Source organism: Halobacillus litoralis (assembly GCF_009856445.1).
GTDB lineage: Bacteria > Bacillota > Bacilli > Bacillales > Halobacillaceae > Halobacillus > Halobacillus litoralis.
Genome location: NZ_WMFA01000001.1, coordinates 305363 through 328620, shown reverse-complemented (window position 1 = coordinate 328620; position 23258 = coordinate 305363). Strand labels below are relative to the sequence as shown.

Below are 23258 nucleotides of genomic sequence, written 5' to 3'. Positions count from 1 at the left end.
TTCTCCTTTCATGAACCATGAGTATAAACCGATACACAACTTCTTCCATTTTCTTTCGCTTTGTAGAGCGCCCGGTCAGCGTTTGTGAGAAGTTCTCCCTCATCTACCCCATGTTCAGGATAAATAGACACTCCAATCGACACACTGATTTCAATCTCACATCCCTGCAAGTGGATCGGGCGGAGTACACGATCCAGCATTCGATCGGCTACTTGACGCGGGTGGTTGATGTCAGCTAACCCTGATAAAAGAATAACAAATTCATCGCCACCCAGGCGAGAAAGCGTGTCCGTTTTTCTTAACCCACGGCTGAGCCGTTTCGTGAAGATGACAAGCAGTTCGTCACCGATTTGATGTCCATAGCGATCATTGATCTGTTTGAAATTATCCAAATCAAAGAATAGTAAGGCAAAGATCGAATCTCGGTGGTCCATCCGTTTCAGCTCATCCTCCAACTTTTCAAAAAAATACCGCCGGTTCGGGATTTTTGTCAGCTGGTCATGATAAGCCATTTCCTCTAGTTGATGCTGCTGCTTTCTTCGTTCCGATATGTTACGGCAAATCGTCTGGACCGCCTTGACTTGGTGGTATTCGACAAGACCTCCATGCAGCTCAACATCAATGATCGACCCATCCATTCTTTTAACTTGACGTTCAATCGGTCCTTTTACATATCCCCCTGACAATAAAGTATTCAGGCGGTGACGTACATCTTCAAGGGATTCATTGTAGAGGAAATTCTTTATATCCTGACCAAGTAATTCTATAGCTTTGTCCGCCCCAAGCAAGTCTATTCCTGCTCGGTTCACATAAATGATACGGTCTTCTTTATCATGGAGAAATATCGAGTCCGGCGATGCTTCGACTACCGATTCATAACGACTCTCACTCTCTATGCGTTGACGTTCTTTCTCTTCAATCAGTTCCCATGTTTGGGCATACCCCGACTTTATGTATAGAAGATAAGCATCCTCCACCTTTATCGATTGTATCCCGTATGAGATTTGAAATGGGTTTGGAGGACGGTCAGAGCTCTCAACGATCGTTTCAGGGAATTTATCCGCCTTTTCCATCGTCTCCGCGATATGTTTCCACTCAGCCTCACAATAAAGGTCATGTAATGCATCTCCCTGAAGATCCCCATACACCCGCTGCATCGTTGCATTGATATAGGTGAAGATCATCCTCCCTTTTACATTTTGTATAATAGCTACGGCATCACTTAAATGCTGAAATAAATTTTTAAATATCGATGGTTTTCGAATCAAGGACTGGATAGCATTCATATGTAAGCACTTCTTTCCTGTTGATAATAATGGGAAAAGAACGAAAAACTAATGTTTTAACTTCAAAATTATAACACTAGTTCATCTTTGCCTTCCATTTATATACAGACTTTTTCCATTTTTCTTAATTATTCACCATGTCCTGATCAGCGAATAATACTTTAACATTCTTAAATGGAATTATTTTTCTACATAGGTTTATTTGAAAATGGGGAGGGTAAATAAATCGAAAGCTTTCAGGAGATGAATTCCAATGAAGGTCTATAAAAATTCCATCCTCACACTTCTTCTTTATTCGCTGTTTATTATTACTGCTCTGGCCATCCACCACCTTTTATCATCCACTCCTTTTCAATATGTCAGGAGTACCATCTGCTTTGGACTAGCCCCTGCTTTCATTCTCTATGCTAATCACAAACAACTTTGGTTCCGTTCCAGCCTTCGCTGGATAATTAAATTAAGCCGCCGCCCCCTTTTAAGTTCAACCATCTTTGTGATGAGTGCACTCGTAAGCTTCGATTTAACCTTTCACTTTCCTATCCACGAGTTTGTTCACCTGTTTCTTTTAGGATTCGGGTCTTTTATTTACTGGGCCCCTCTACTGTTGCAATGTTCCTTCATCAAGCTCCAAAATTACATGAGACGTTTTTTATACTTAATGCTGACCTCTATATTATTTGTGCTCTATCATGAATCCTCTTTCTATTTCCGTGAAGGTACGGATACGGAGGCCTTTTTGTACACGGGTGTAATGATCATGATCATCCAGTTGTTTTCCTTGATTATAGAGTGGGCTGAGTCCGAGAGAGATACAGACCCTGTTAATGTCAAAGGGTATTTCAAATCCGTCTCCAAAAACTAATGAACTCCTACATCCTTCCTGCATCCCGGTATTTTAAAATCCTGCCTACACATTTAAAAAAAGCCGGATTCCTGTGCGTCGGAATCCGGCTTTCATTAATTAACGAGGGGTCATGAATAGTTGTGTCCAGTATCTTTTATATGGTCCTTCACCTTCCATGTACCCTACACCAATATGAGTGAAGTCTTCGTGTAGAATGTTGGCTCTATGGCCGTCACTGTTCATCCATCCCTCTACAACTTCTTCAGGTGACCGTTGGCCAGCGGCTATGTTTTCACCTGCTGCCCGATAACGGAAGTCGAATTCGTCCATCATATCAAAGGGCGAGCCGTAGGTTGGTGAAGTATGGCTGAAGTAGCGTTTGTCAGCCATGTCCTGCGACTTTACGTTGGCTAATGCGCTCAAACGATTATGGGTTTGTAATGGCTCAAGTCCCCGCTCTTCCCGTTCTTTATTGACCAGAGCCACAACCTCCTGTTCGAAATCTTTCAATTCATAGCCGGAGAGTGAATCCTCTGACACCCGTTCAGTCGTGCGATCTGAGGATTCTTGCTCTTCTGGAGGTGCATCCGGGTATTTCCATTCCACATCTTCAAGGAACTTAAAGAAAGACTGGACATCTACTGCAAAATTCTGAAACTCATTTTTTATATCTGTATTCTCTACTAAGCCCTGCACATGTTGCGATACCCTCTCATAGGAAGCCCGTGGACCTTCTTTCCAAAAATCCTGGGCAGAAACTGGTGTCGCAATGACGATGATGACAAACAAGGCCACAAGAAAGAGAAAGAACTTTTTAATCATGGCGATTCTCTCCTCACTTCAGGCTAGAAGTACTCTCTCCCAGTATTCCATGGCATCGCTTCAAAGGCAAACGGCAATATTTAACGCTTGGCGACTCTTAATTTCCCTTTATAAATCTCCGCTTTATGGAGGGGCAGCTCTAATTCACGCGCAAACTTCTTCAAACGTTTCTCTTCTACAGGATTCACAAGGGAAACAACGGTTCCTTCTTGAGAACCGATTCGTCCGGTTCGACCTGCACGATGGATATAGGATGTCATATCTTTAGGAACATCCAGGTTGATGATATGGTTAATTTCGATAATATCCAGTCCTCTGGCTGCCACATCTGTAGCAAGTAGTAATGGATATTCCCCTTTTCGGAATTCCTTAATCGCCTTCGCCCGTTGTTCTTTTTTCGCATCACTGTGTAACAATCCGATATCCAGGTGTTTGTATGTTAGTTTCTCAGCCATGACGTTCAGCTTGGCAATATCCTGCATGAAGGCAAGACCTTTGAATGCTTCCATCCGGGCCAGTTTTCTTAATGTCTCTATTTTATCTCTGTCTTCACAAACAATATACGTGTGAGTCACGTCTGGTTTCTTCAGTTCTTCTGTAACCCGAATCACCTCTGCCTCTTCATCCATGAATGTTTGAGCTATTTCAATAACCTCATCAGGCAGTGTGGCTGAAAACAACAACGTTTGCGTATCACGCATCGTACTTTTCAACACATCTTCAACCGTATGGATATGTTCTGGAACAAGCAGTTGATCGGCTTCGTCCATAATCACTGCTTTGATTTCATGTGCCTTCAGTTTTTTCTTCTGTATCAATTCGTACACACGGCCTGGTGTACCCACAACGATGTGCGGCTTTTTCTTCAACTTATCCATTTGGCGCTTAATATTCGCACCGCCAATCATCGTCATACTGGTAATGCCGCTTCCTTTTGTCCAAGTCTGGACCTCCTGATGAATTTGCATCACTAATTCATGAGAAGATGCCATAATCAACACTTGTGTATGTTTCTGTTCGGGATCCACCTTTTCAATCAGTGGTAGTAAATATGCCAAAGTTTTCCCGCTGCCTGTAGGAGCTTCCGCCACTACATCTTTGTCTTCTAAAATGAAAGGAATGGCCTGTTCTTGAACTTTCGTCAAGCTCTCATATCCTGAAACCTGCCATGCCTCTTTCGTAGAAGGGGCTAATTCCCCAAACCACGATGGATTACTATCTGTCATCTATAATCTTTCCTTTCCGTATATCATTAGATTCCCAATATTCTTCTATTACCCACCCCACCCTTCCACTAAAGCTCCCGTTTGTGGAAGGCTCAGTTTCGAGACGTTTGTGCGGTGGGTTGGGGCTGCGGGGGATGACTCGCTTTCCGCGGGAGCGCGGTGAGCCTCCTCGGACTGCGTCCTGTGGGGTCTCACCAAGCACTTTTTTCCCGCAGGAGTCTCGCCATTCCCCTCCGCCTCTTTGACATAGAAGTATCTCGAAACCACTTCCCGAATCATCAGCTATTCAGTTTGATGGAGTATCATTATAAACTCCCATGCAGAGACACTTGAACCCTGAAAGCTTGATACAGAGCGTTTTATGGTTACAACAATCGAGGTAGCGGGATACCATCCTACTTGGGAAAGGGGTTCGTTAGCCCCTTCATCTGATGGGGTGGTTGGGAAGCTGCGAGACTCCCGTGGGAGAAAGGAGATCGGCGAGATCCCGCAGGGCGTAGCCCGAGGAAGCTCGCCACTCCCCCACAGGAAAGCGAGTAGCTTCCCAGCCATCCCCGACGCCCAATAAGGTAACGAAACCCGAAAACATCTCGAAACTGAGTCTTCAAGAAACCTACCATTTAGTTGAAGAGGGATTTTTTTATATAAAAAATAGACCTCTTTCCATATTGGATAATGGAGAGGCCTTTCATACATGATCCATAGCTTATTCTTATTATACCACCTTTATGAAGAAGATTCGATAAACTTCTTCAAATGTTGTAGGTGGTCTTGATCTTCCTTTTTGATGATCTGCTTTATAAGTGGTTTCATCAATTTGTTTCGGAAGCCTTCCGTATAAAGCTCCCCTTGGAAGTCTACTCTCGTCCCTTCTGACGTTTGTACGAATTCATAATGGTACCGTAAGTCCAATCCATGCTGATGACTGCGGACAGAGTATTTTCGATTGGGGTCAAAGTCGGTAACCTCAATGATTGAACGAGCTTTTCTGCCTCTGATTTCCCGAGTTTCCTGGAACCTATATCCTTCCGTGACAGGTCCCTCACTCAATATTTGTACATCGATGACTGTTTCCATAATTTCAGGGCTGTTGTTGAAATCTGTCGCCATTTTAAAAACTTCTTCTACAGGTTTTTTGATGATGACGGACTGACTCATAAAAGACATAAGTATCCTCCTCTGTTAAATGCTCTACCCCCTATATTCGCTTTTCACGTCCAGAGTCCTTTTTCAAATGACAAGAATATCCTGGCAAAACACACACAAGATAAAGGAAGCACTCAAGAAAAGCGAGGGATCTGTTTATGGGTTGGCTTTCCGTCATTCCTTTCATCGTGGTCATTGTTACGGCTATATGGACCAAACAAGTCATTCCAAGTTTACTATTCGCTGTTGTCGTGGCCGGTTACATCATCGACCCACATTGGCTGGGAGGAATGATGACAGCCTTAGGTTTCATCATTGAAGGTTTGAGGGATGAAGCCAATTTGAAGATCATCCTCTTTCTATATGCCTTCTCCGCTTTAATAGGACTTGTAAAAATGTCGGGAGGTATCAAAGGATTCGTTAAAGAAGCAACGGAGAGGATTGACCACAAAAAGGGGGCGTTCATCCTCACCTGGTTGTCTTCATTAGGGACTTTCAGTGCACCGAGCTTCCGGATCGTTACCATCGGGCCTGTAATGAAAGCATTGAGAAGGAACATTCCAATGACCAAACAGGAGCTGGGTTTCGTCATCGAAACGACAGCCTCACCACTCGTCGTCTTGATTCCTATTGCGACAGCATTTGTTGGATATATGACTTCGGTCATTGAACTGTCCTTGCAGCAGGCAGGCACGGAAGGGGACGCATATTCCTTATATATCAGCAGCATTCCGTTCAATTTCTTCGCCTTTTCCATGCTAGCCGTCGGCTTTTATATGAGTTTTTTCCATAAGAACAAAAAGCCTGCGACTGACGCAGAGAACATGGATCAAGAAAAAAAAGAAGATGATGACCAATGGGAAGACTGTCATCCAGCTGTTACGAAAAACCTGCCAGCACAGCCTTGGCACTTGATTATTCCATTGTTCAGTGTGATCCTCCTTACTTTCTTCCTCATGTATATGGTCGGCGTCAGAGATGGAAAGTCCGGATTTGACGCCCTGATTAATGCCAATGTACTTGATGCTATGGTACTGGCCGTCGTACTTACCCTCATCGGTTTCGTCGTTTATTTGAAGTTCCGTAATGAGAAACTCAAGAAAATGATGGACACCCTGATTGATGGAGGAAACGAGATGATGAGTGTCATTGTTCTTCTGGCCATGGTATGGGGATTGAGCAGCGGATCCGAAGCATTGAATTTCGCGGATACCATTTCCAAGTCTTTTGACTGGATCCCTTCCGGATTTGTTGCCGTCATTTTATTCGTTGTTGGCTGCGGCCTCTCCTATTTCATCGGCTCTTCCTGGGGGACATGGGGGATTCTCATGCCTGTCGGGATATCGATTGCAACCGTAGCAGGAAGTTCCCTGCCCATTGTCATCGGAGCCGTTTTTGCCAGCGGTACATTCGGTGCTTTTGCATCCCCCTTGAGTGATGATACGAATACGACGGCCGGCATTCTAAATTTGAATCCGATTAAATATGCTCGGTTCAAATTGAAGCCCGCCCTTATTGCTGCTTCCTTTGCTGCTCTTCTTTACTTCGGTATGTCTTTCTTTTTATAGTTCAAACAAAAAGCCCCCTTCCTTATTTGGGGCTTTTTTCTTTTGTTTGTTTTTATTTCCTTAAATATTACAACTGTTCATTTTTGCAAATTTACGTTTTACAAAAACCATACACTGAAACCCCTTACATAACCCCTCATAAGCGTATATACTAGTCCCATAAGATGATCATCAATCAAAAGAATGTTTATATTTTTGCAAAAATGCACCAATAAAGTTGAACAAGGGGGACCCCGATGGTATTGGATAATAGACGTGCACACTTATTATCAATGATACAACAATCAACCAATCCCATTCCCACGAAGGATTTAGTCGACAGAATGAAAGTGTCCCAACGGACCATTTACTATGATATCGATCAAATCAATAGCTGGTTGCTTGCCAATCATCTTGAACCTATTCAAAGCGAGCATGGAGAGGGATTATTCTTACCTTCTTCATCTAAAGCGCATTTGAAGGATAACCAAGACAAGAGTTTTGATGACTGGCAGTATCAATTGTCCAGACAGGAACGCGAAATTCTCATCAAAGCTAAAATCCTATTGGAAGAAGAAAAAGCTTCTATGCAGCATTTCATAGACCTGACGAGCATGAGCCGAGGCACAATCGCTAAAATGATTAAAATGATCAAGCAGGAGTTTCGAGAGATGGGACTCGAGCTTTATTACAAGAAAAATATCGGCTACCGATTAAACGGGCCTGAGGATATGAAGAGAACCGTTCTTTCTAATATTCTGGCTACAATCTTTTCACAACCTGATTGGCAAAACGTCAGAAATAAAGTTCATCAGATGATTCAGCCCGAATCCGACACATGGTCACAGGAAACGGAACAGAGGCGCAAAGTGAAGAAAATTCTCTTTGAAGCTGAAAAGGAATTAGGGCTGACACTGACAGATGAAATGGTGGAAATCCTATCCTTCCAAGTGTTAATGATTACAAAACGGATCGCGGATGGGAAGTACATCACTGTCCAACCCGCAGAAAAGCATGTTCTTAAGCAGACCAAAGCTCACCAGGGATCTTTACTCATTACCACTGCCCTTGAAGAATGGTGGGAGATCGAATTCCCTGAGGATGAAGTTTGCTTCATTACCATGAACCTGCTGGGATCGAAAGTTCAACATGATGACTTCAGCCGCTATTCTGAACGGGAATTGTCCGGGTTGAAAGAAGTCGTCCATCAGATGATTGATGATTTCCAACTCTATTCCTGCGTTGTGTTTGACGATAAAGAAGGACTTTCAGAAAACCTGATCTCTCATATCAAGCCAACCTATTACCGGTTGAAATATGGAGTGAAAATCGCTAATGACTTAGCGGGCACGATTCAAGAAACCTATCCTGATATTTTTCACCTGACCAAACGGGTGATGAAGCACCTGGAGCTTTATGTCGGGAATAAGATTCCCGATGAGGAAGCCGCTTATATCACTTTACATTTCGGGGGATGGCTCAAGAAAGAAAAGAAGCAGGTAGAAACAAAACTTACCGCTGTCATCGTCTGCGAAAATGGGATTGGTACATCCAATATGTTGCGCACCCAACTCGAAAATTTAATTGCCGGATTGAACATCAAAGATACCCTCTCCATGAGAGAGTATCAAAGGAACAACCACAAGGCGGATGTCATTTTTTCAACAAAGTTCATAAAAACGAAAGATATACCCGTTGTCCATGTTCCCGCGATTTTAACGAATGTTGAAAAGGAGCGTGTCATTCAACGGATGAATGAACTTTTTGGTTCGAGTACGACAGAGCTCGATGCAGGCGACCCATTTATTCAAGTCATCGAACGCTACGCGACAATTCATCGTAAGGACGAATTGAAAAGAGAATTGTCATACCTTCTCGAACAAAAGACTCCGCATACAAAGGAGATGAGAAAGCCCATGCTCAACGAATTATTAACAGAACAAACGATACAGTTGAAAGACAAGGTCCAGAATTGGGAAGAAGCCATCAAAGTGGCATCCCAGCCACTCATTGATCAACAGGTTATTCGTCCGGATTACGTTCAGGCGATGATTGATAACGTAAACGAGTTAGGTCCTTATATTGTGATTGCGCCTGGCATTGCCATCCCCCACGCACGACCTGAAGCAGGCGTGGAACAACTTGGGATGAGCTTACTAAGACTAAAAGACTCTGTTTATTTTTCAGATAAAGAAAAACATAGGGCTCAACTTGTCATCGTACTGGCAGCTATTGATAACGAAACCCATTTGAAAGCCCTGGCACAACTCACAGAACTGTTGTCAGATGAAAAACATGTGGAGCGTTTGATCTCTGCAGAAGAAACTGAACAGGTCATTGACCTGATTAATCAAGCAGTAGAAGTTTAAAATCAAAGAGGAGGAATTAGAAATGAAAAAAGTATTAGTTGTATGTGGAAACGGTTTAGGAAGCAGCATGATTGTGGAGATGAATATTAAAGCAGCATTGAATGATATGGGGAAAGAAGCAGAAGTTTCTCACACGGATTTAACAACAGCCAAGACAGAACAAGCGGATGTCTATCTAGGATCTGAAGATATCGTAGAGAGCCTGGAAGACGGACAGAAAAATGTCGTGAAATTAAGGAACCTTATGGATAAAAACGAACTTCGTGCAGCGTTGGAAGAGCAGAATCTATAAAGTTTAGTCACCCAATTAAACTACAAAGGAGCGTCTCCCATGATTGATTTAATAATGAAAGACATCTTAGGTACACCTGCGATCCTTGTTGGTTTATTTGCTCTGATCGGACTCCTGGTACAGCGCAAAAATACAGGGGATGTTGTTTCTGGAACGCTTAAAACGGTAATGGGCTTTGTCATCCTCGGGGCTGGTGCGAATGTTCTCGTACAGTCCCTGGGCCAATTCAGCAGTATGTTCAATGAAGCCTTTGCTGTAGATGGAGTTATCCCAAATAATGAGGCCATTGTTGCCCTTGCTCAGGAAAGCTTTGGGACAGAAACGGCGATGATCATGTTATTCGGAATGGTCGTCAATATTATTCTTGCAAGAATCAGCCCTTTTAAGTATATCTTTCTAACCGGACACCATACGATGTTCATGGCCTGCCTGATTTCTGTCATTTTATCCACGGGTGGTTTCTCAGGCATCTCCCTGATTATCCTGGGTTCTATTATCCTTGGAGGATTAATGGTCCTTTTCCCTGCCATGCTTCAGCCTTTCACAAGAAAAGTCACCGGTTCCGATGATTTCGCCATCGGCCACTTCGGCTCCATCGGTTACCTGGTCGCTTCTTTCGTAGGGAAACGCGTTGGTAAAGGGTCAAAATCAACAGAAGAAATTAAGGTACCAAAATCACTCGGTTTTCTGAGAGACACCTCCGTTTCTGTGTCGCTAACAATGATCATTCTGTTCTTCGTTGTTGCAGGTGCAGCTGGGCCTGCGTTTGTTGAAGGTGAATTGAGTGCCGGCCAGAACTTTTTAGTCTTCGCATTCATGCAGGGACTTACGTTCGCAGCTGGGGTTTATATTATTTTAGCCGGGGTTCGCATGCTCCTTGGTGAAATCGTTCCTGCTTTCAAAGGGATTGCGGATAAAGTTGTCCCTAATGCTAAACCCGCTCTTGATGCTCCAGCCATCTTTCCTTTTGCAGGGAACGCCGTCATTATCGGATTTCTATCCAGCTTCATTGCCGGACTTGTAAGTATGTTATTCTTACCTTTACTCGGTTTGAAAGTCATCGTTCCAGGATTGGTCCCCCACTTCTTCACCGGGGCCGCTGCCGGAGTCTTCGGTAATGCTACCGGTGGTCGAAGAGGAGCAGTAATCGGTTCGATGGCCAATGGTGTCATGATCAGCTTCCTGCCGGCTCTATTGCTGCCGGTACTAGGATCTTTAGGCTTCCAGGGAACAACGTTTGGAGATGCTGACTTTAGTGTAGTTGGAGTCGTCTTAGGGAACATCATCAATCTTATTGATTCCAATATTGCTGTTTTTGCAGTCATCATTCTTCTCCTGGCCATTCCTTTCTTATGGGGCCTCAGGTCAAAGACAAGCGAGAAAAACTCTAATACAAATGTGGCTTAAACACAACGAAACACTCCCTGCCGAAGCAGGGAGTGTTTTTTTTCATCCACACCTTATTCCCACCCATAAACTATGATAGAGTTTGGCCGGAGGGTTCAAAAATGAAAGACTACTTTATATATCTTGGGTGTACGGTGTTTCTCAGTTCAATCATCAGCTGGATTCTATTCCATTTAGTAGGGGCCGGGGCTTTTGTCATACCTGTCATCGCTCTTTTAATCTTTATCTCTTATCAATTGAATCGATTGGAAGGTAAATGGGAGCAAGAGTAATTAATCATCCGCCTATTAAAAGCAGAAACATCCTAAAAACACTTAATCGGAGACCACAAAAAAAGGAGACACCATGAGGTGCCTCCTTTTTTTCATTATTTAATAGGCAGGAATAGACGGTAACTCGTTTCAGCACCTGTATAGGGTTTGTATTCTTCAAAACCGAATCCTTCCACCTCCTGATAACCTTCATCCTTTATCCACTTATGCAAGTAAGCGTACGGATTGAAGTCATGAACGGAAGGGTCATATTCAAGCATGGCATACGTATGAGCAGGGATGGTCTTTGTAATCATGTTTGGCGGAATTTTCTCGAAGCTATCGACCTCTACAGCAGCAATCCAATAAAAAGCATCAGTCATCTCATTCCAATTTGGCGGATCAACGAACATTCCGATGGAACGTGGTGCGTTGACTCTGTTTCTAACTTTCGGCAGATTGGTCGTATGGAACTGCTCCATCAACCTCGGAATTTTAATTTCCCGTTCATCCATCATAGTTTGACAAGAGACGCCGACGACCTTGATATTGGACCTGCGAACAACCTGGGGTTCCACAGCGGTTGTCAATTGCTTACTCATTGCATGGCCACTCCTTTTGGTTTTGAATATTCTCCCTAACTACTTCCACATCGATCCTAGATTTCCTTGTGAAATTTGTGTGTTCGATGAAATTCGTAGCCTTTCGACCTTCTTTTTGCATGATTTTATTTATGAGGTCCTATTCCTATATCCTATTGTTTGTTCGGGCTGAATTATGCTCATAAATTCACTTCCAACCGACGACCGCTTGTAATATGGCTTTTTGTACATGCATACGATTTTCAGCCTGCTGAAAAACTGCCGAATGGCTGCCGTCAATGACACCTGCTGTCACCTCTTCCCCTCGATGAGCTGGAAGACAGTGTAAAAAGGAGACATTTGACTGAGCTTTGTTTAATAAAGCTTCATTTACTTGATACCCTTTAAAATCCAACAGTCGTTTTTCACTCTCTTCCTCCTGGCCCATACTCGTCCAAACATCTGTGTAAATGACGTCCGCATGCTTCACAGCGTTTTCCGGGTTCTCTTCCAGTACAACCGATCCACCATATCGTTTTGCAAGCGCTTGTGACTTTTCGGTAATCAGAGGGTCGGGTTGATAGCCGTCCGGTGCAGATACGACCATATCCATTCCCATCATCGCGGCTAATATCATCAGCGAATGAGCGACATTGTTTCCGTCACCGATATAGACGACCTTCACCCCACACAAGCGCCCCTTCAACTCTAAAATGGTGAAGATATCAGCCAAAGCCTGACACGGGTGGTAAATATCACATAATCCATTGATCACAGGCACAGAGGCGTATTCAGCAAGCTCCTTCAACTTCCCATGCGATGTGGTTCTGAACATGATTGCATCAACGTATCCGGAAAGTACCTGAGCCGTATCGGCAATGGTTTCACCACGGCCAATCTGGATATCTCTCGTGTTTAAATATAGGGCATGGCCGCCCATTTGTACCATGCCAACCTCAAAAGAAACGCGGGTTCTTGTAGAAGATTTTTCAAAAATCATCGCCAGGTTTTTGCCTTTTAATGATTGAGAATAAGGATTTTCTTTTAAATGTTGTGCCTGCGCTAATAATTGAGAAACCTCGCCCTGATTATAATCAAGCCAAGTCAAGACGTCCTTTCCATGCATTGAACCATCTGTTGTGTACATTTGTTCCATCAAATTCATTACGATTGCACTCCTTCTCGTTTATTACCCGGCAGAGGGGCAGGATTGAAATCTTCACAGGATAACGATGCAATATAGGCGTTGAACGTTGCTTTCTCACTGAATACAGTCAATCCATTCTTAACCGCCTGTATTCTGCGTTCACTCGCTTGAGGACTGGAGTCCTCATTGACATAAATGGAAGCTTCCTCTACTTTGAGCCACTCCTTAAAATCCTTAGCTGAAAAAGTAGAATCCGATTCGACAAAACAAGAATTACTCACCTCATGCGCATTCGGTAAATGGGAGAAGACTTTCCGCAGGGCTTCCTCTGTTGTTCTTCCAAGGCACATTCCCTCCCCCGTCGATTTCATATTCGGGCCAAGCTTATGATCAACTTCCGTCAACGCATAGGAGGAAAATACAGGATACTTCACGGCCGTTTGGTCAAACTCAGGTTTTGGAATGGACAGTAAATCGACTTCATCTGAGGCCAATATACGAACGGCTAAATCCACAAGGGGAATGTCTGCCACTTTACTCACAATCGGCACTGTACGACTAGCTCTTGGGTTCACTTCCAGCACATACACGTTTTCTCCGCTCAGTAAAAACTGGATATTCATGATCCCTTTATAGCTAAAGTGACGTACGATTTTCCGTCCATAAAATTCAATGGTCTCTTTGACTTCACTTCCAAGATTCGAAGGAAAAAGCGCCATACTGTCCCCGGAATGAACGCCTCCCGGTTCTATATGTTCAATAATGTCAGGAAGGTAGAGATTTTCTCCATCCGCCACAAGGTCCACCTCTACCTCCTTCCCTTCCATAAAAGTATCCAGAACAATCGGGTAGTGATGATCATCTGCTTCCTGAAGCGACTGCTTCAACTCGTTCATATTTTTGACAATAACCATACCTTGGCCGCCAATGACATACGACGGACGACAAAGAATGGGAAATGAATAATGTTCCGCCGCTTTTAGTGCTTCATTTTTGGTATGGCAAGTGGTCCCTGACACATAAGGAATGTCCAAATCATTTAAAGCCGCATAGAATTTATCTCTGTCCTCCAGCGCATCCAGAACATCCGTACCGACTCCTGCAAGCGGCACCCCTTCTGCCTCTAGCTCAGCAGCTAAATTGATGGCTGTCTGCCCGCCAAATGATGTGAATACAAGGTCAATGTCTTCGTGATCAACGATGGATGTTATGATTTCTTTTTGAATCGGTTCGAAGTAGAGACGGTCCGCTGTTTCATAGTCCGTACTCACCGTTTCCGGGTTGTTGTTCACCATGATCGTCGTCCATCCTTGTTTTTGGAGACTTTGGATGGCTTTCACCGCACTATAATCAAATTCAACACCCTGCCCGATTCGTATCGGGCCGGATCCGAGGATCAACGCTTTCTTCTTCCCTGGCAGGGGAGAAATTTCATTCACACCTGCAAATGTGCTGTACACATAGTTCGTGGCCGCTTCGAATTCAGCTGCACATGTATCGACGAGCTTGAATTGACGAAGAATCCCAAGATCCTCTCTTCTTTTTTGTATTTCTTTTTCAGATACACCAACTAGATGAGCAATCTCCTGATCTGAAAACCCACAGACTTTGACTTTTCTCAAAAGCGCTTCATCCAAAGGGTCTGTTTGCAAACACTTCTCTAACTCCACAAGGTTTTTCAGTACCTGTAAAAAGAAACGATCAATCTTCGTATTACCGTGAATCACTTCAAGACTTTCTCCTTCTCTTAAAAGGTGGAGAATCGCGAAATACCGCAAGTCTGTTGGTTTCTCCAGGTGATCCCATGGATTCTGAATGTCAGGAATTTTTGTATCCAGGGAATGCACAGCTTTTTGAAAAGCCCCTTCCAACGTTCGATCGATAGCCATGACTTCCCCTGTTGCCCGCATCTTCGTCCCAAGCTTTCGATCGGCTTCTGAAAACTTATCGAACGGCCAGCGCGGGAATTTAACAACGACATAATCAAGCGCCGGTTCGAAGCTTGCGTACGTATATCCAGTAAGGGGATTTTCAAGCTGATCGAGCGTATAGCCGAGAGCCACCTTGGTCGCCATTTTTGCAATCGGATACCCCGTGGCTTTCGAAGCCAGGGCTGATGAACGACTGACGCGCGGATTAATCTCAATTACATAGTATTGGCGGCTATCTGTATCAAGCGCGAATTGAACATTACACCCTCCGATGACATCGAGTTCAGATACAATTTTGAACGCTGCTGTCCGAAGCATTTGGTAATCGTTATCCGACAGTGTCTGGGAAGGGGCCACGACAATCGAGTCTCCGGTATGCACCCCTACAGGATCGAAATTTTCCATATTACAAACAGAAATGCATGTTCCGTTGTGATCCCGCATGATTTCATACTCAATTTCCTTGAAACCTGCGATACTCTTTTCTACGATGACCTGATGGATCGGACTAGCTTTCAGTCCTGTCGCAATCAGTTCTCCCAGTTCCTCTGGTCTGTGAACGATTCCACCCCCGCGTCCTCCAAGCGTATAAGCAGGTCGACTGATGATCGGATACCCGACTTTTTCAGCAAAAGCTTCTGCCTGCTCGATCGTCGTAATCACTTCACTTTCAGGGACTGGCTGGGATAATTCATGCATCAACCCGCGGAACAATTCTCTGTCCTCCCCTTTTTGAATGGAATGCACACTGGTCCCCAATAACTCCAGGCCATACTCCTGCAAGACGCCTTCTCTTTCCAGTTCAACAGCTAGATTAAGAGCGGTCTGTCCCCCGAGCCCGGCAAGGAGTGCATCCGGTTTTTCCAAATCTATGATTTTTGTTAAGCTTTCTACCGTCAATGGCTCACAATACACGACATCCGCGACGTCATGGTCGGTCATGATGGTTGCCGGATTGTTATTGACGAGAACAACCTCACACCCTTCTTCTTTCAGCGCGAGACAACCTTGCGTCCCTGAGTAATCAAATTCTGCTGCCTGCCCAATCATGATCGGACCTGATCCGATGACTAATACTTTACGAGACATGTGTCTTCACTCCTTTGTTCTTCACCAGTGTAAGAAAATGATCAAACAACCATTCCGCATCTTTCGGCCCGGGATGTGCTTCCGGATGGAATTGAGCGGACAAGATCAGTTTCGAGTCATGCATCAAACCTTCAATGGAACCGTCATTAACGTTGTAAAACCTTGTTACGAGCGGCGTTCCATTCAGGCTGTCTTCTTTGACCACATAGTTATGATTTTGCGAGGACAGAAATACTTTCCCTGATACCACGTCTTTGACTGGATGGTTGGCACCTCGATGACCAAATGTCAACTTCGTCGTATCTCCTCCAAAAGCAAGAGCAATGACCTGATGTCCCATACAGATTCCAAAAGACGGGAACTTTTCTAAAGCCTTTTTCAAAAGGGGTAAAACGTCCACGGTATCCTTCGGGTCCCCCGGACCATTCGATAGGACGATAGCATCCGGTTGAAGCTTATCCAGCGTTTCAATTTTTGAAAAAGGAAGAACTGAAACCTCCACCCCTCTTTCCAGAAGGGCATTCAAAATCGATTTCTTCCAACCGAAGTCGATGAGCGCCACATGCACGTCCCCTTCTCCATACGTATGAATGTCATGACCACTCACCTGTTGAATTTGATGGGTCTTCGTCGGCTTGAATCGATAATCAGTCTCGAGAGAAAGGGCGGCTTGCTGGGTCCCTTCTGAGCGAATGGCCTTGGTCACTTCTCTCGTATCTACCTCTGTCATGTATGGAATGTTTTGTTCGTTCAAGTAAGTGCCTAAAGACTTCTTGCACTGAAAATGAGAAGGAATTTCTGCACATTGATACATGACCACCCCGCTCACTTGGATTTCGCGGCTTTCTCCGTCCTCATTGTTGACCCCGTAATTTCCTATCAATGGATACGTAAATACAACGATCTGCCCTTTATAAGAAGGATCGGTCAGCACTTCCTGGTATCCTGTCATGCCGGTGAAAAAAACGACCTCCCCCTGGACGCTGTGGTCAAAGGAAGGTGAAGCCTTCCCTTCAAATGTTGTTCCGTCTTGTAAACATAAATATCCTTTCATTCCATCACCCCATAAAATGAATAATTATTACTTAATACGTATTTTTATACATTAAACTTTTGAGAAAGACGGTGCTGAACACCACTGTGAACATCACCGCCTATACATTTTTTATGCTTTTTGCAAACTATCTTCATGCTGTTGGATGGCTTCGGTAATTAAAGCGACCGCCTGGTCCATCTCCTCATATCCCACGGTTAATGGAGGGAGCAGCCTCAAAACATTTGGACCAGCTACCACAGCCAGAAGTCCTTTTTCCCTTAATGAGTGAACGATTTGAATCGCTTCACTGGATATGGAAATCCCTAACATCAAACCTTTTCCACGTACTTCTTTCACACTTTTAAATCGGGCCAATGAATCTTCAAGCTTATCTTTGAATACCGTCCCTTTCTCCGTAACAGAAGCGAGGAAATCAGAAACAAAGATTTTTTCAAGGGTCGATTTCACTGCTGCTGAAGCTAACGGATTCCCACCGAACGTAGAACCGTGAGATCCAGCAGTGAAGGAATCTTTTAATTCAGCTTTCCCCACCATAGCCCCGACAGGGAACCCACTTCCTAATCCTTTAGCAGCTGTCACGATATCTGGGTCCAGTCCATGGTGTTGATAGGCGAAAGCTTTTCCTGTACGCCCGATTCCGGTTTGAACTTCATCGATAATCAAAAGGGCACCTAATTCCCGGCATTTATCTTCCACAGTCTTCAGAAATTCTTTGGTTCCCGGTACGACTCCACCCTCTCCCTGGATGACTTCGACCATGATTGCAGCCACATGACCGTCATGAACTTCCTCTATACTTTTCACATCGTTATAAGGGAAGTATTCAAACGTCGGAAGCAGGGAACCGAATCCATCATGAATCTTTTCCTGCCCTGTTGCACTCATCGTAGCAAAGGTCCGTCCATGGAAAGACTGCTTGAATGTAATGATTTTCTCTCTTCCTGTATGTTTACGGGCAAGTTTGATTGCCGCTTCATTCGCTTCTGCCCCGCTGTTACAGAAAAAAGCATACGGTAGTCCAGAGGCTTCACACAACAATTCCGCTGCCTCTTCCTGGACGGGAATTTGGTACAAGTTGGATACATGCCATACCTGATTCAACTGTTCTTCCAGTGCTTTCTGAACTTCTGGAGGTCGATGACCGAGATTACATACAGCAATCCCTGATACAAAGTCCAAATATTCTTTCCCTTGATCGTCGGTCACTGTCGTACCCTTTCCAGATACAATCGTTAAAGGAAAGCGGTTATACGTAGGAAATAAGCTCACTATACCGTCTCCTTTCTTTTTGCTCTAATGGAGGTGCCATTCAATGAATCGCCTTCCATCAAGGCTTGCTCTCCACTCACAATTAGCACTTCTTCTAAGTCTTCGGATAAGGCCTCCGTAGCAGAATGAACTTTCGGGATCATTCCACCATAGATAATTCCTTGATCGATCATCCCGTCGATTTCTTCGGGGGTTGTGTACGCCAGGACTTCACCTTCAACGAGGATGCCTGGGACATCCGTAACATAAAGAAGCTTTTCAGCACCGACAGCTGTAGCAATAGCTCCTGCAGCCACGTCGGCGTTAATATTCACCGTTTGATGATCATCGGTCCTCCCAAAAGGTGCAACCACTGGGAGGTATCCTTCGTCCAGAAGCTTATGAAGCAGCACCGGATTCACATCTCTTACCTCTCCTACAAGACCGAGATTTTCTTTATCCAGATAATTGGCTTGCAGCAACTCGGCTTCAGACCCTTTCACTCCAACGGCTGGGATTCCCTTTTCCATCAGGTGACCTGTAATCTTACCATTCACAGATCCCCCAAGAACCATTTCTACAACCTCGAGCGTCTCTGGAGGCGTCTTTCGTAATCCATCATAAAATTCACCATCAATATTCAATTGTTCCAGCAACTTTGTAATGGCAGGGCCTCCACCATGAACAATAATGATTTGATAGTGTTCCTTAAGGTTTTGGAAGCTGCTGTAAAAGTCTGCAGTGAGTTGATCAAGCATACTTCCACCGAGTTTTATGACAATATGAGGTTTAGGTTCTGTAACTTGCATTGATTTTGACATAGTCATAAGTCAAGTCGCACCCCCACGCCGTACCTTCCCCATCTCCTTCATGAAGGTGGATGGTCATTTTTACTTTTTCATTGTCAAGGTCTTCGGTTGCTTGTTCTTCAGAAAATGGACACGGTGTGCCGTTACTGAATACAAGTTGATCTTCAATGTAGATATCACACTGATTCGGATCTACTTCTGCATCACTATGGCCGATGGCGCCAACAATCCTTCCCCAGTTGGCATCCAACCCGTAGACAGCTGTCTTCACCAGGCTCGAACCGACCACTTTCTTTCCGATGACTCGCGCTTCTTCATTCGTGCGGGCACCAGTGACCTCGACTTCAATCAGCTTGGTAGCCCCTTCCCCATCTTTAGCGATTTGTTTGGCAAGATCTTCACAAACAAGTTGAAGAGCGGTTTGAAAAGCTTCCCAATCCGGGTGATCCTCTGTCAGTGGTTCGTGATCTATTTCTCCATTCGCAAGCGTCAGTACCATATCATTCGTTGAAGTCTCTCCATCAACGGTAATCTGATTGAAGGAATTATCAATAGATGGGCTTAATGCACGTTTTAAATCATCAGGTTCGATGTTGGCATCAGTCGTGATAAAACCAAGCATGGTCGCCATATTCGGATGAATCATCCCTGAGCCTTTTGCTGCTCCACCGATGGTGACAACTTTCCCTTCCACCTGTACCTGGTAGCACGCGTGCTTTTGACAAGTATCTGTCGTAAGGATCGCTTGCTGAAAATCTATATACCCTGCTTCTGTCGGTTCTACATTTTCGCAGCCGTGAGCGATTTTTTCCATCGGAAGCTGTTGTCCTATGACGCCCGTAGAGGCTACGGCTACGTATTCGTCCGGCATCCCGAACCTTTTTGCAATCATACGGCGCATCTCGTATGCATTAGCCAACCCTTCTTCTCCTGTGCATGCATTAGCGACTGCACTATTGATTACGACACTTTGAATTTTCCCCTGTTCCGCAATGCTTTCCTGCGTCACCTTTAGAGGAGGGGCCTGGAAATGGCTTTGAGTGTATACAGCCGCTGCAGAAGCCGGTCGGTCACTCATGAGCAGAGCGAAGTCCTTTTTTCGGTATCTTAATCCACTATGAATTCCACCTGCCTTGTACCCTTTCGGCGTAAGAATGGAACCATCCGCTACTTTTTCGATTGTTTGTGTGTTCTTCGCTTGTATCAAACCATCTCTCCCTCTCTTCTTTAAGGATAAACAGGCAGTGGTGCAAGCCCTGTTCTCTGTTCATATTGGAATACAAGATTCATATTTTGGACCGCCTGGCTGGCTGCCCCCTTCATTAAATTATCAATGACACTTACGATGGTGACCCGCTTTGTCCGGGCATCGATGGTAAGGCCGATGTCACAGTAATTAGAGCCGTACACATCTTTCGTGCAAGGAAACCCACCTGGCTCCCTGATCCTGACGAAAGGCTGCGCCTCATAATAGCTCTTAAACTTCTGCCGTAAATCTTCTTCACTCATCTCTTCTTTTAGATGAAGATAAATGGTCGCCATGATTCCTCTCGTCATCGGAACAAGATGAGTGGAAAAGGTGACAGCTCCCATTTGATCGTCCCAAATGGACAATTGTTGTTCAATTTCCGGAATGTGCTGGTGTTGATTCACTTTATAGATTTGAAAATTTTCCTGGGCATGAGCAAAATGGGTGATGGGATTTGGGTTTTTCCCTGCCCCTGAGACTCCTGACTTGGCGTCTATCACGATGGAGTCCGGCTTCGCCAACCCTTCTTTGATTACTGGTCCCAAACCAAGTAATGTCGCGGTTGGATAACACCCAGGATTGGCTATAAGATCCGCTTCCTGTATCCGCTCTTGATTCCACTCGGGAAGACCATAGACGGCTTTCTCCAACGTTTCCTCAGGAGCTGCTTCTTTTTTATACCACTGCTCATAAGATTCGGGATCGTTAATCCTTAAATCACCAGAAAGGTCTATGACTATGGCATGGCCACCCTGCAATTGAGGTGTCAATTTACTTGAAACCCCAGACGGCGTCGCTAAGAAAACGACGTCCAAGTCCTCCCTCATCTTCTCTGGCACTAAATCTTGTAACACATAGGATTCTGATCCTTGAAATTGAGGGTAAATGTCGTCAAATTTCTCCCCAGCCTGGGAAGATGAATATAAGGTTATCGCCTCTACTTGTGGATGATTTGTTAATAAGCGGAGCAATTCAATCCCGCCGTACCCGGTCGCGCCTACGATCCCTGCTTTCACTCTGAATCCACCTCTATGTATAATTATTATTTCATCTGTATATTTACAATATTATTAACCCTTAGCGACCAGATGTCAATAGATTACCATCACAATTTGTTAGTTTTACAGATTCTTAATGGTAACACTGCATAATCTCAATAATTCCTAATGAGATCGGATTGATTAATCTTTTAAAAAGGTCATTGTTTATACACATGTGGATAAGTGGTAATCCCTTCTCTTAATGTCTCTTCTTATTCACATATGCACAATTTTATACACATTATCAACAGTACCCTTACTCTATTACCTCCCAAATAAGCTCCTTGTTCTTGAAGACTCAACTTCGAGATGTTTGTTGAGTGGATGAGGTTGCAGGACTGTCCCCCTTTCCGAGTGAGCGCAATAAGCAAATACCGCGTATTCTTAAAGAAAGCCCTGCCTAGTTGAACGGCCATGGATACGGGATCAGTACACAGCTTGAGGAGGCTCATTACTAGTCCACAGTGCGCGAACCGTTTTCCGGAGCCCCTAAACACCCACAAAATTCTAAAAATCAAGTCTTCTACAAGATTGTAATGTTATTTAATAAAACCATGCAAAACACCCCAGCCATTAGTGGCTGGGGTGTGGATGATTAGACGTCGAAGGACTGGAATATGCTTTTTTCGTTCATTGAGAAAACTTCGCGTCCCACGAGGTGGTTGATGATCACTTTATTTCGATGGATCGACAGCCCAAGGTTGGTGGAACCGACACCGTGGGTATGGGAAATCCCACTATGCACATAGATTTCATTCGCTGTCTCCTCGGTTGTAACAAGCCGATAATCTGCAGTCACCTTGTACCTTCCTTCTTCATCCCATTCAAGAAAATCTTCCAAGTGGTGGATAAAGTCCGGAACAAAAGGCTTATAACCCGTGGCTGCAATGACAAGGTCCGTTTCGTGAGTGAACGTTTCCTTTTTCTGATAATGGTAACATTCGAGCTCATACCCCCCCGCTGCTTTTGGACGGACATCCTTCACTTCACTAAGTACCTGCAGTCCAACATTCAGGTCTTCCTGCCCGACTGAATATTCATAAAGAAGGTTATAGATATCATTGATTGTATGATTGCTGATACCTTTGTAATACAGTCCTTGATTAGCGAAGATCTCATCTTTCTGGTTTTGCGGAAGTTGATAGAAATATTTCACGTAATCCGGTGAAAAGTGCTCAAGGCTAAGCTTAGATTCTTCCATTGATTCAAAACTCGCCGACCGTGTAATCCAATCGAGTCGATAGCCGCAATCGCGCTGCTCTTTCAAAAGTTCGCGAAAAGTCTCAGCAGCACTTTGGCCGGAGCCTACAACGGTAATCGAGTCCGCTTTACGACAGCGGTCCTGATTCGGAAGGAAGTCCGCCGTATGGAAAACGTCCTCTGAAGAGGTATCTTGGAAAGATCGTGGCATGACAGGTACGCTGCCTGTTCCCATGACTAAATTCCTCGTGTGATAAATCTCCTTCTTCCCACTTTCCTCATTCGTCACTTCAACTTTGAAAAGTTCTTCATTATCCTTGTAATGCTTTATATTCGTAACTTTTCTCCCGAATCGGCAGCTATCCAGCTGATGGGCGGCCCACTGGCAGTAATCATTGTATTCTCTTCTCGGGATATCCAGCCGCTGCAAAAAGTAAAATTGATACATGCGCTCATTTTTACTGATGTAGTTCAAGAAACTATATTTGTTCGTAGGGTCTGCCATTGTTACCAAATCAGCGATAAAAGGGACTTGCATCTTTGTCCCTTCGATCAACATTCCCGGGTGCCAGTCGAAAGCCTCCTTCTGCTCAAAAAACAGGGATTCAACTTCGTCTATTTCATCCAGCAAAGCAGCCAAACTTAAATTGAAAGGTCCCACACCTACTCCAATCAAATCGTAAATCTTTTCTCTTTGTTCCATCATCGACGACTCCT

The 23258-nt window shown here is 44.3% G+C and carries 19 protein-coding genes; 6 read left to right on the top strand and 13 right to left on the bottom strand.

The features are described 5' to 3' along the window. Nucleotides 1-8: 8 nt before the first annotated feature. Complete coding sequence (locus GLW00_RS01515) at nt 9-1286, bottom strand: sensor domain-containing diguanylate cyclase (protein ID WP_160910713.1); 1278 nt, start codon at nt 1284-1286, stop codon at nt 9-11. Between the two features lie 253 nt (nt 1287-1539). Here GLW00_RS01515 and GLW00_RS01510 point away from each other — a divergent pair, with 253 nt between their 5' ends. Then, on the top strand, nt 1540-2148 hold the full coding sequence (locus GLW00_RS01510; RefSeq protein ID WP_160910712.1) for a hypothetical protein: 609 nt from the start codon (nt 1540-1542) through the stop codon (nt 2146-2148). Between the two features lie 99 nt (nt 2149-2247). Here the strand turns inward: GLW00_RS01510 and GLW00_RS01505 are convergent, their stop codons facing one another. The 3 genes from GLW00_RS01505 to GLW00_RS01495 all read right to left on the bottom strand — a co-directional run bounded on the left by GLW00_RS01505 (nt 2248) and on the right by GLW00_RS01495 (nt 5345). Next, complete coding sequence (locus GLW00_RS01505) at nt 2248-2952, bottom strand: CAP domain-containing protein (RefSeq protein ID WP_160910711.1); 705 nt, start codon at nt 2950-2952, stop codon at nt 2248-2250. An 80-nt stretch (nt 2953-3032) separates the two neighbouring features. Beyond that, nucleotides 3033-4178 (bottom strand): DEAD/DEAH box helicase, encoded by a 1146-nt coding sequence (locus GLW00_RS01500; RefSeq protein ID WP_160910710.1) that lies wholly within the window; start codon nt 4176-4178, stop codon nt 3033-3035. Nucleotides 4179-4904: 726 nt separating this feature from the next. Next, nucleotides 4905-5345: an SRPBCC family protein gene (locus GLW00_RS01495; RefSeq protein ID WP_160910709.1), complete on the bottom strand. Its 441-nt coding sequence runs from the start codon at nt 5343-5345 to the stop codon at nt 4905-4907. Nucleotides 5346-5482: 137 nt separating this feature from the next. Between GLW00_RS01495 and GLW00_RS01490 the strand changes: the two genes are divergently transcribed. The 5 genes from GLW00_RS01490 (at nt 5483) to GLW00_RS01470 (ending at nt 11211) form a co-directional block, all read left to right on the top strand. Continuing rightward, a complete protein-coding gene (locus tag GLW00_RS01490; protein ID WP_160910708.1) occupies nt 5483-6892 on the top strand; it encodes a Na+/H+ antiporter NhaC family protein in 1410 nt (469 codons plus the stop codon). 236 nt (nt 6893-7128) lie between these two features. Then, nucleotides 7129-9240: a BglG family transcription antiterminator gene (locus tag GLW00_RS01485; protein ID WP_160910707.1), complete on the top strand. Its 2112-nt coding sequence runs from the start codon at nt 7129-7131 to the stop codon at nt 9238-9240. 22 nt (nt 9241-9262) lie between these two features. Beyond that, nucleotides 9263-9532 carry a PTS sugar transporter subunit IIB gene (locus GLW00_RS01480; protein ID WP_160910706.1) on the top strand — a complete coding sequence of 90 codons (270 nt, stop codon included), beginning with the start codon at nt 9263-9265 and terminating at the stop codon, nt 9530-9532. Between the two features lie 39 nt (nt 9533-9571). Next, the gene (ulaA, locus tag GLW00_RS01475) at nt 9572-10939 is read left to right on the top strand and encodes a PTS ascorbate transporter subunit IIC (protein WP_160910705.1); all 1368 of its coding nucleotides are present in this window, start codon (nt 9572-9574) and stop codon (nt 10937-10939) included. Between the two features lie 101 nt (nt 10940-11040). After that, on the top strand, nt 11041-11211 hold the full coding sequence (locus tag GLW00_RS01470) for a hypothetical protein (protein ID WP_160910704.1): 171 nt from the start codon (nt 11041-11043) through the stop codon (nt 11209-11211). A 95-nt stretch (nt 11212-11306) separates the two neighbouring features. On the opposite strand, the gene GLW00_RS01465 is transcribed toward GLW00_RS01470, so the two are convergent. The 9 genes from GLW00_RS01465 to GLW00_RS01425 all read right to left on the bottom strand — a co-directional run bounded on the left by GLW00_RS01465 (nt 11307) and on the right by GLW00_RS01425 (nt 23244). Then, nucleotides 11307-11792 (bottom strand): GyrI-like domain-containing protein, encoded by a 486-nt coding sequence (locus GLW00_RS01465; RefSeq protein WP_160910703.1) that lies wholly within the window; start codon nt 11790-11792, stop codon nt 11307-11309. A 187-nt stretch (nt 11793-11979) separates the two neighbouring features. Beyond that, complete coding sequence (gene argF / locus GLW00_RS01460) at nt 11980-12936, bottom strand: ornithine carbamoyltransferase (protein WP_160910702.1); 957 nt, start codon at nt 12934-12936, stop codon at nt 11980-11982. Further along, a complete protein-coding gene (gene carB / locus GLW00_RS01455; protein ID WP_160910701.1) occupies nt 12936-15938 on the bottom strand; it encodes a carbamoyl-phosphate synthase (glutamine-hydrolyzing) large subunit in 3003 nt (1000 codons plus the stop codon). Before carB ends, argF begins: the two co-directional genes overlap by 1 nt. Continuing rightward, nucleotides 15928-16992 (bottom strand): carbamoyl phosphate synthase small subunit, encoded by a 1065-nt coding sequence (locus GLW00_RS01450; RefSeq protein WP_160910700.1) that lies wholly within the window; start codon nt 16990-16992, stop codon nt 15928-15930. Before GLW00_RS01450 ends, carB begins: the two co-directional genes overlap by 11 nt. A 111-nt stretch (nt 16993-17103) precedes the next feature. Further along, nucleotides 17104-18267: an acetylornithine transaminase gene (gene argD, locus GLW00_RS01445; protein WP_160911802.1), complete on the bottom strand. Its 1164-nt coding sequence runs from the start codon at nt 18265-18267 to the stop codon at nt 17104-17106. After that, on the bottom strand, nt 18264-19070 hold the full coding sequence (gene argB, locus GLW00_RS01440; RefSeq protein ID WP_160910699.1) for an acetylglutamate kinase: 807 nt from the start codon (nt 19068-19070) through the stop codon (nt 18264-18266). The genes argD and argB overlap by 4 nt, the downstream gene beginning before the upstream one ends. Next, nucleotides 19033-20259 (bottom strand): bifunctional ornithine acetyltransferase/N-acetylglutamate synthase, encoded by a 1227-nt coding sequence (gene argJ, locus GLW00_RS01435; protein WP_160910698.1) that lies wholly within the window; start codon nt 20257-20259, stop codon nt 19033-19035. Before argJ ends, argB begins: the two co-directional genes overlap by 38 nt. 20 nt (nt 20260-20279) lie before the next feature. Then, the gene (argC, locus tag GLW00_RS01430) at nt 20280-21317 is read right to left on the bottom strand and encodes an N-acetyl-gamma-glutamyl-phosphate reductase (RefSeq protein WP_160910697.1); all 1038 of its coding nucleotides are present in this window, start codon (nt 21315-21317) and stop codon (nt 20280-20282) included. Between the two features lie 619 nt (nt 21318-21936). Continuing rightward, nucleotides 21937-23244 (bottom strand): lysine N(6)-hydroxylase/L-ornithine N(5)-oxygenase family protein, encoded by a 1308-nt coding sequence (locus tag GLW00_RS01425; protein WP_202412328.1) that lies wholly within the window; start codon nt 23242-23244, stop codon nt 21937-21939. Nucleotides 23245-23258: the final 14 nt, after the last annotated feature.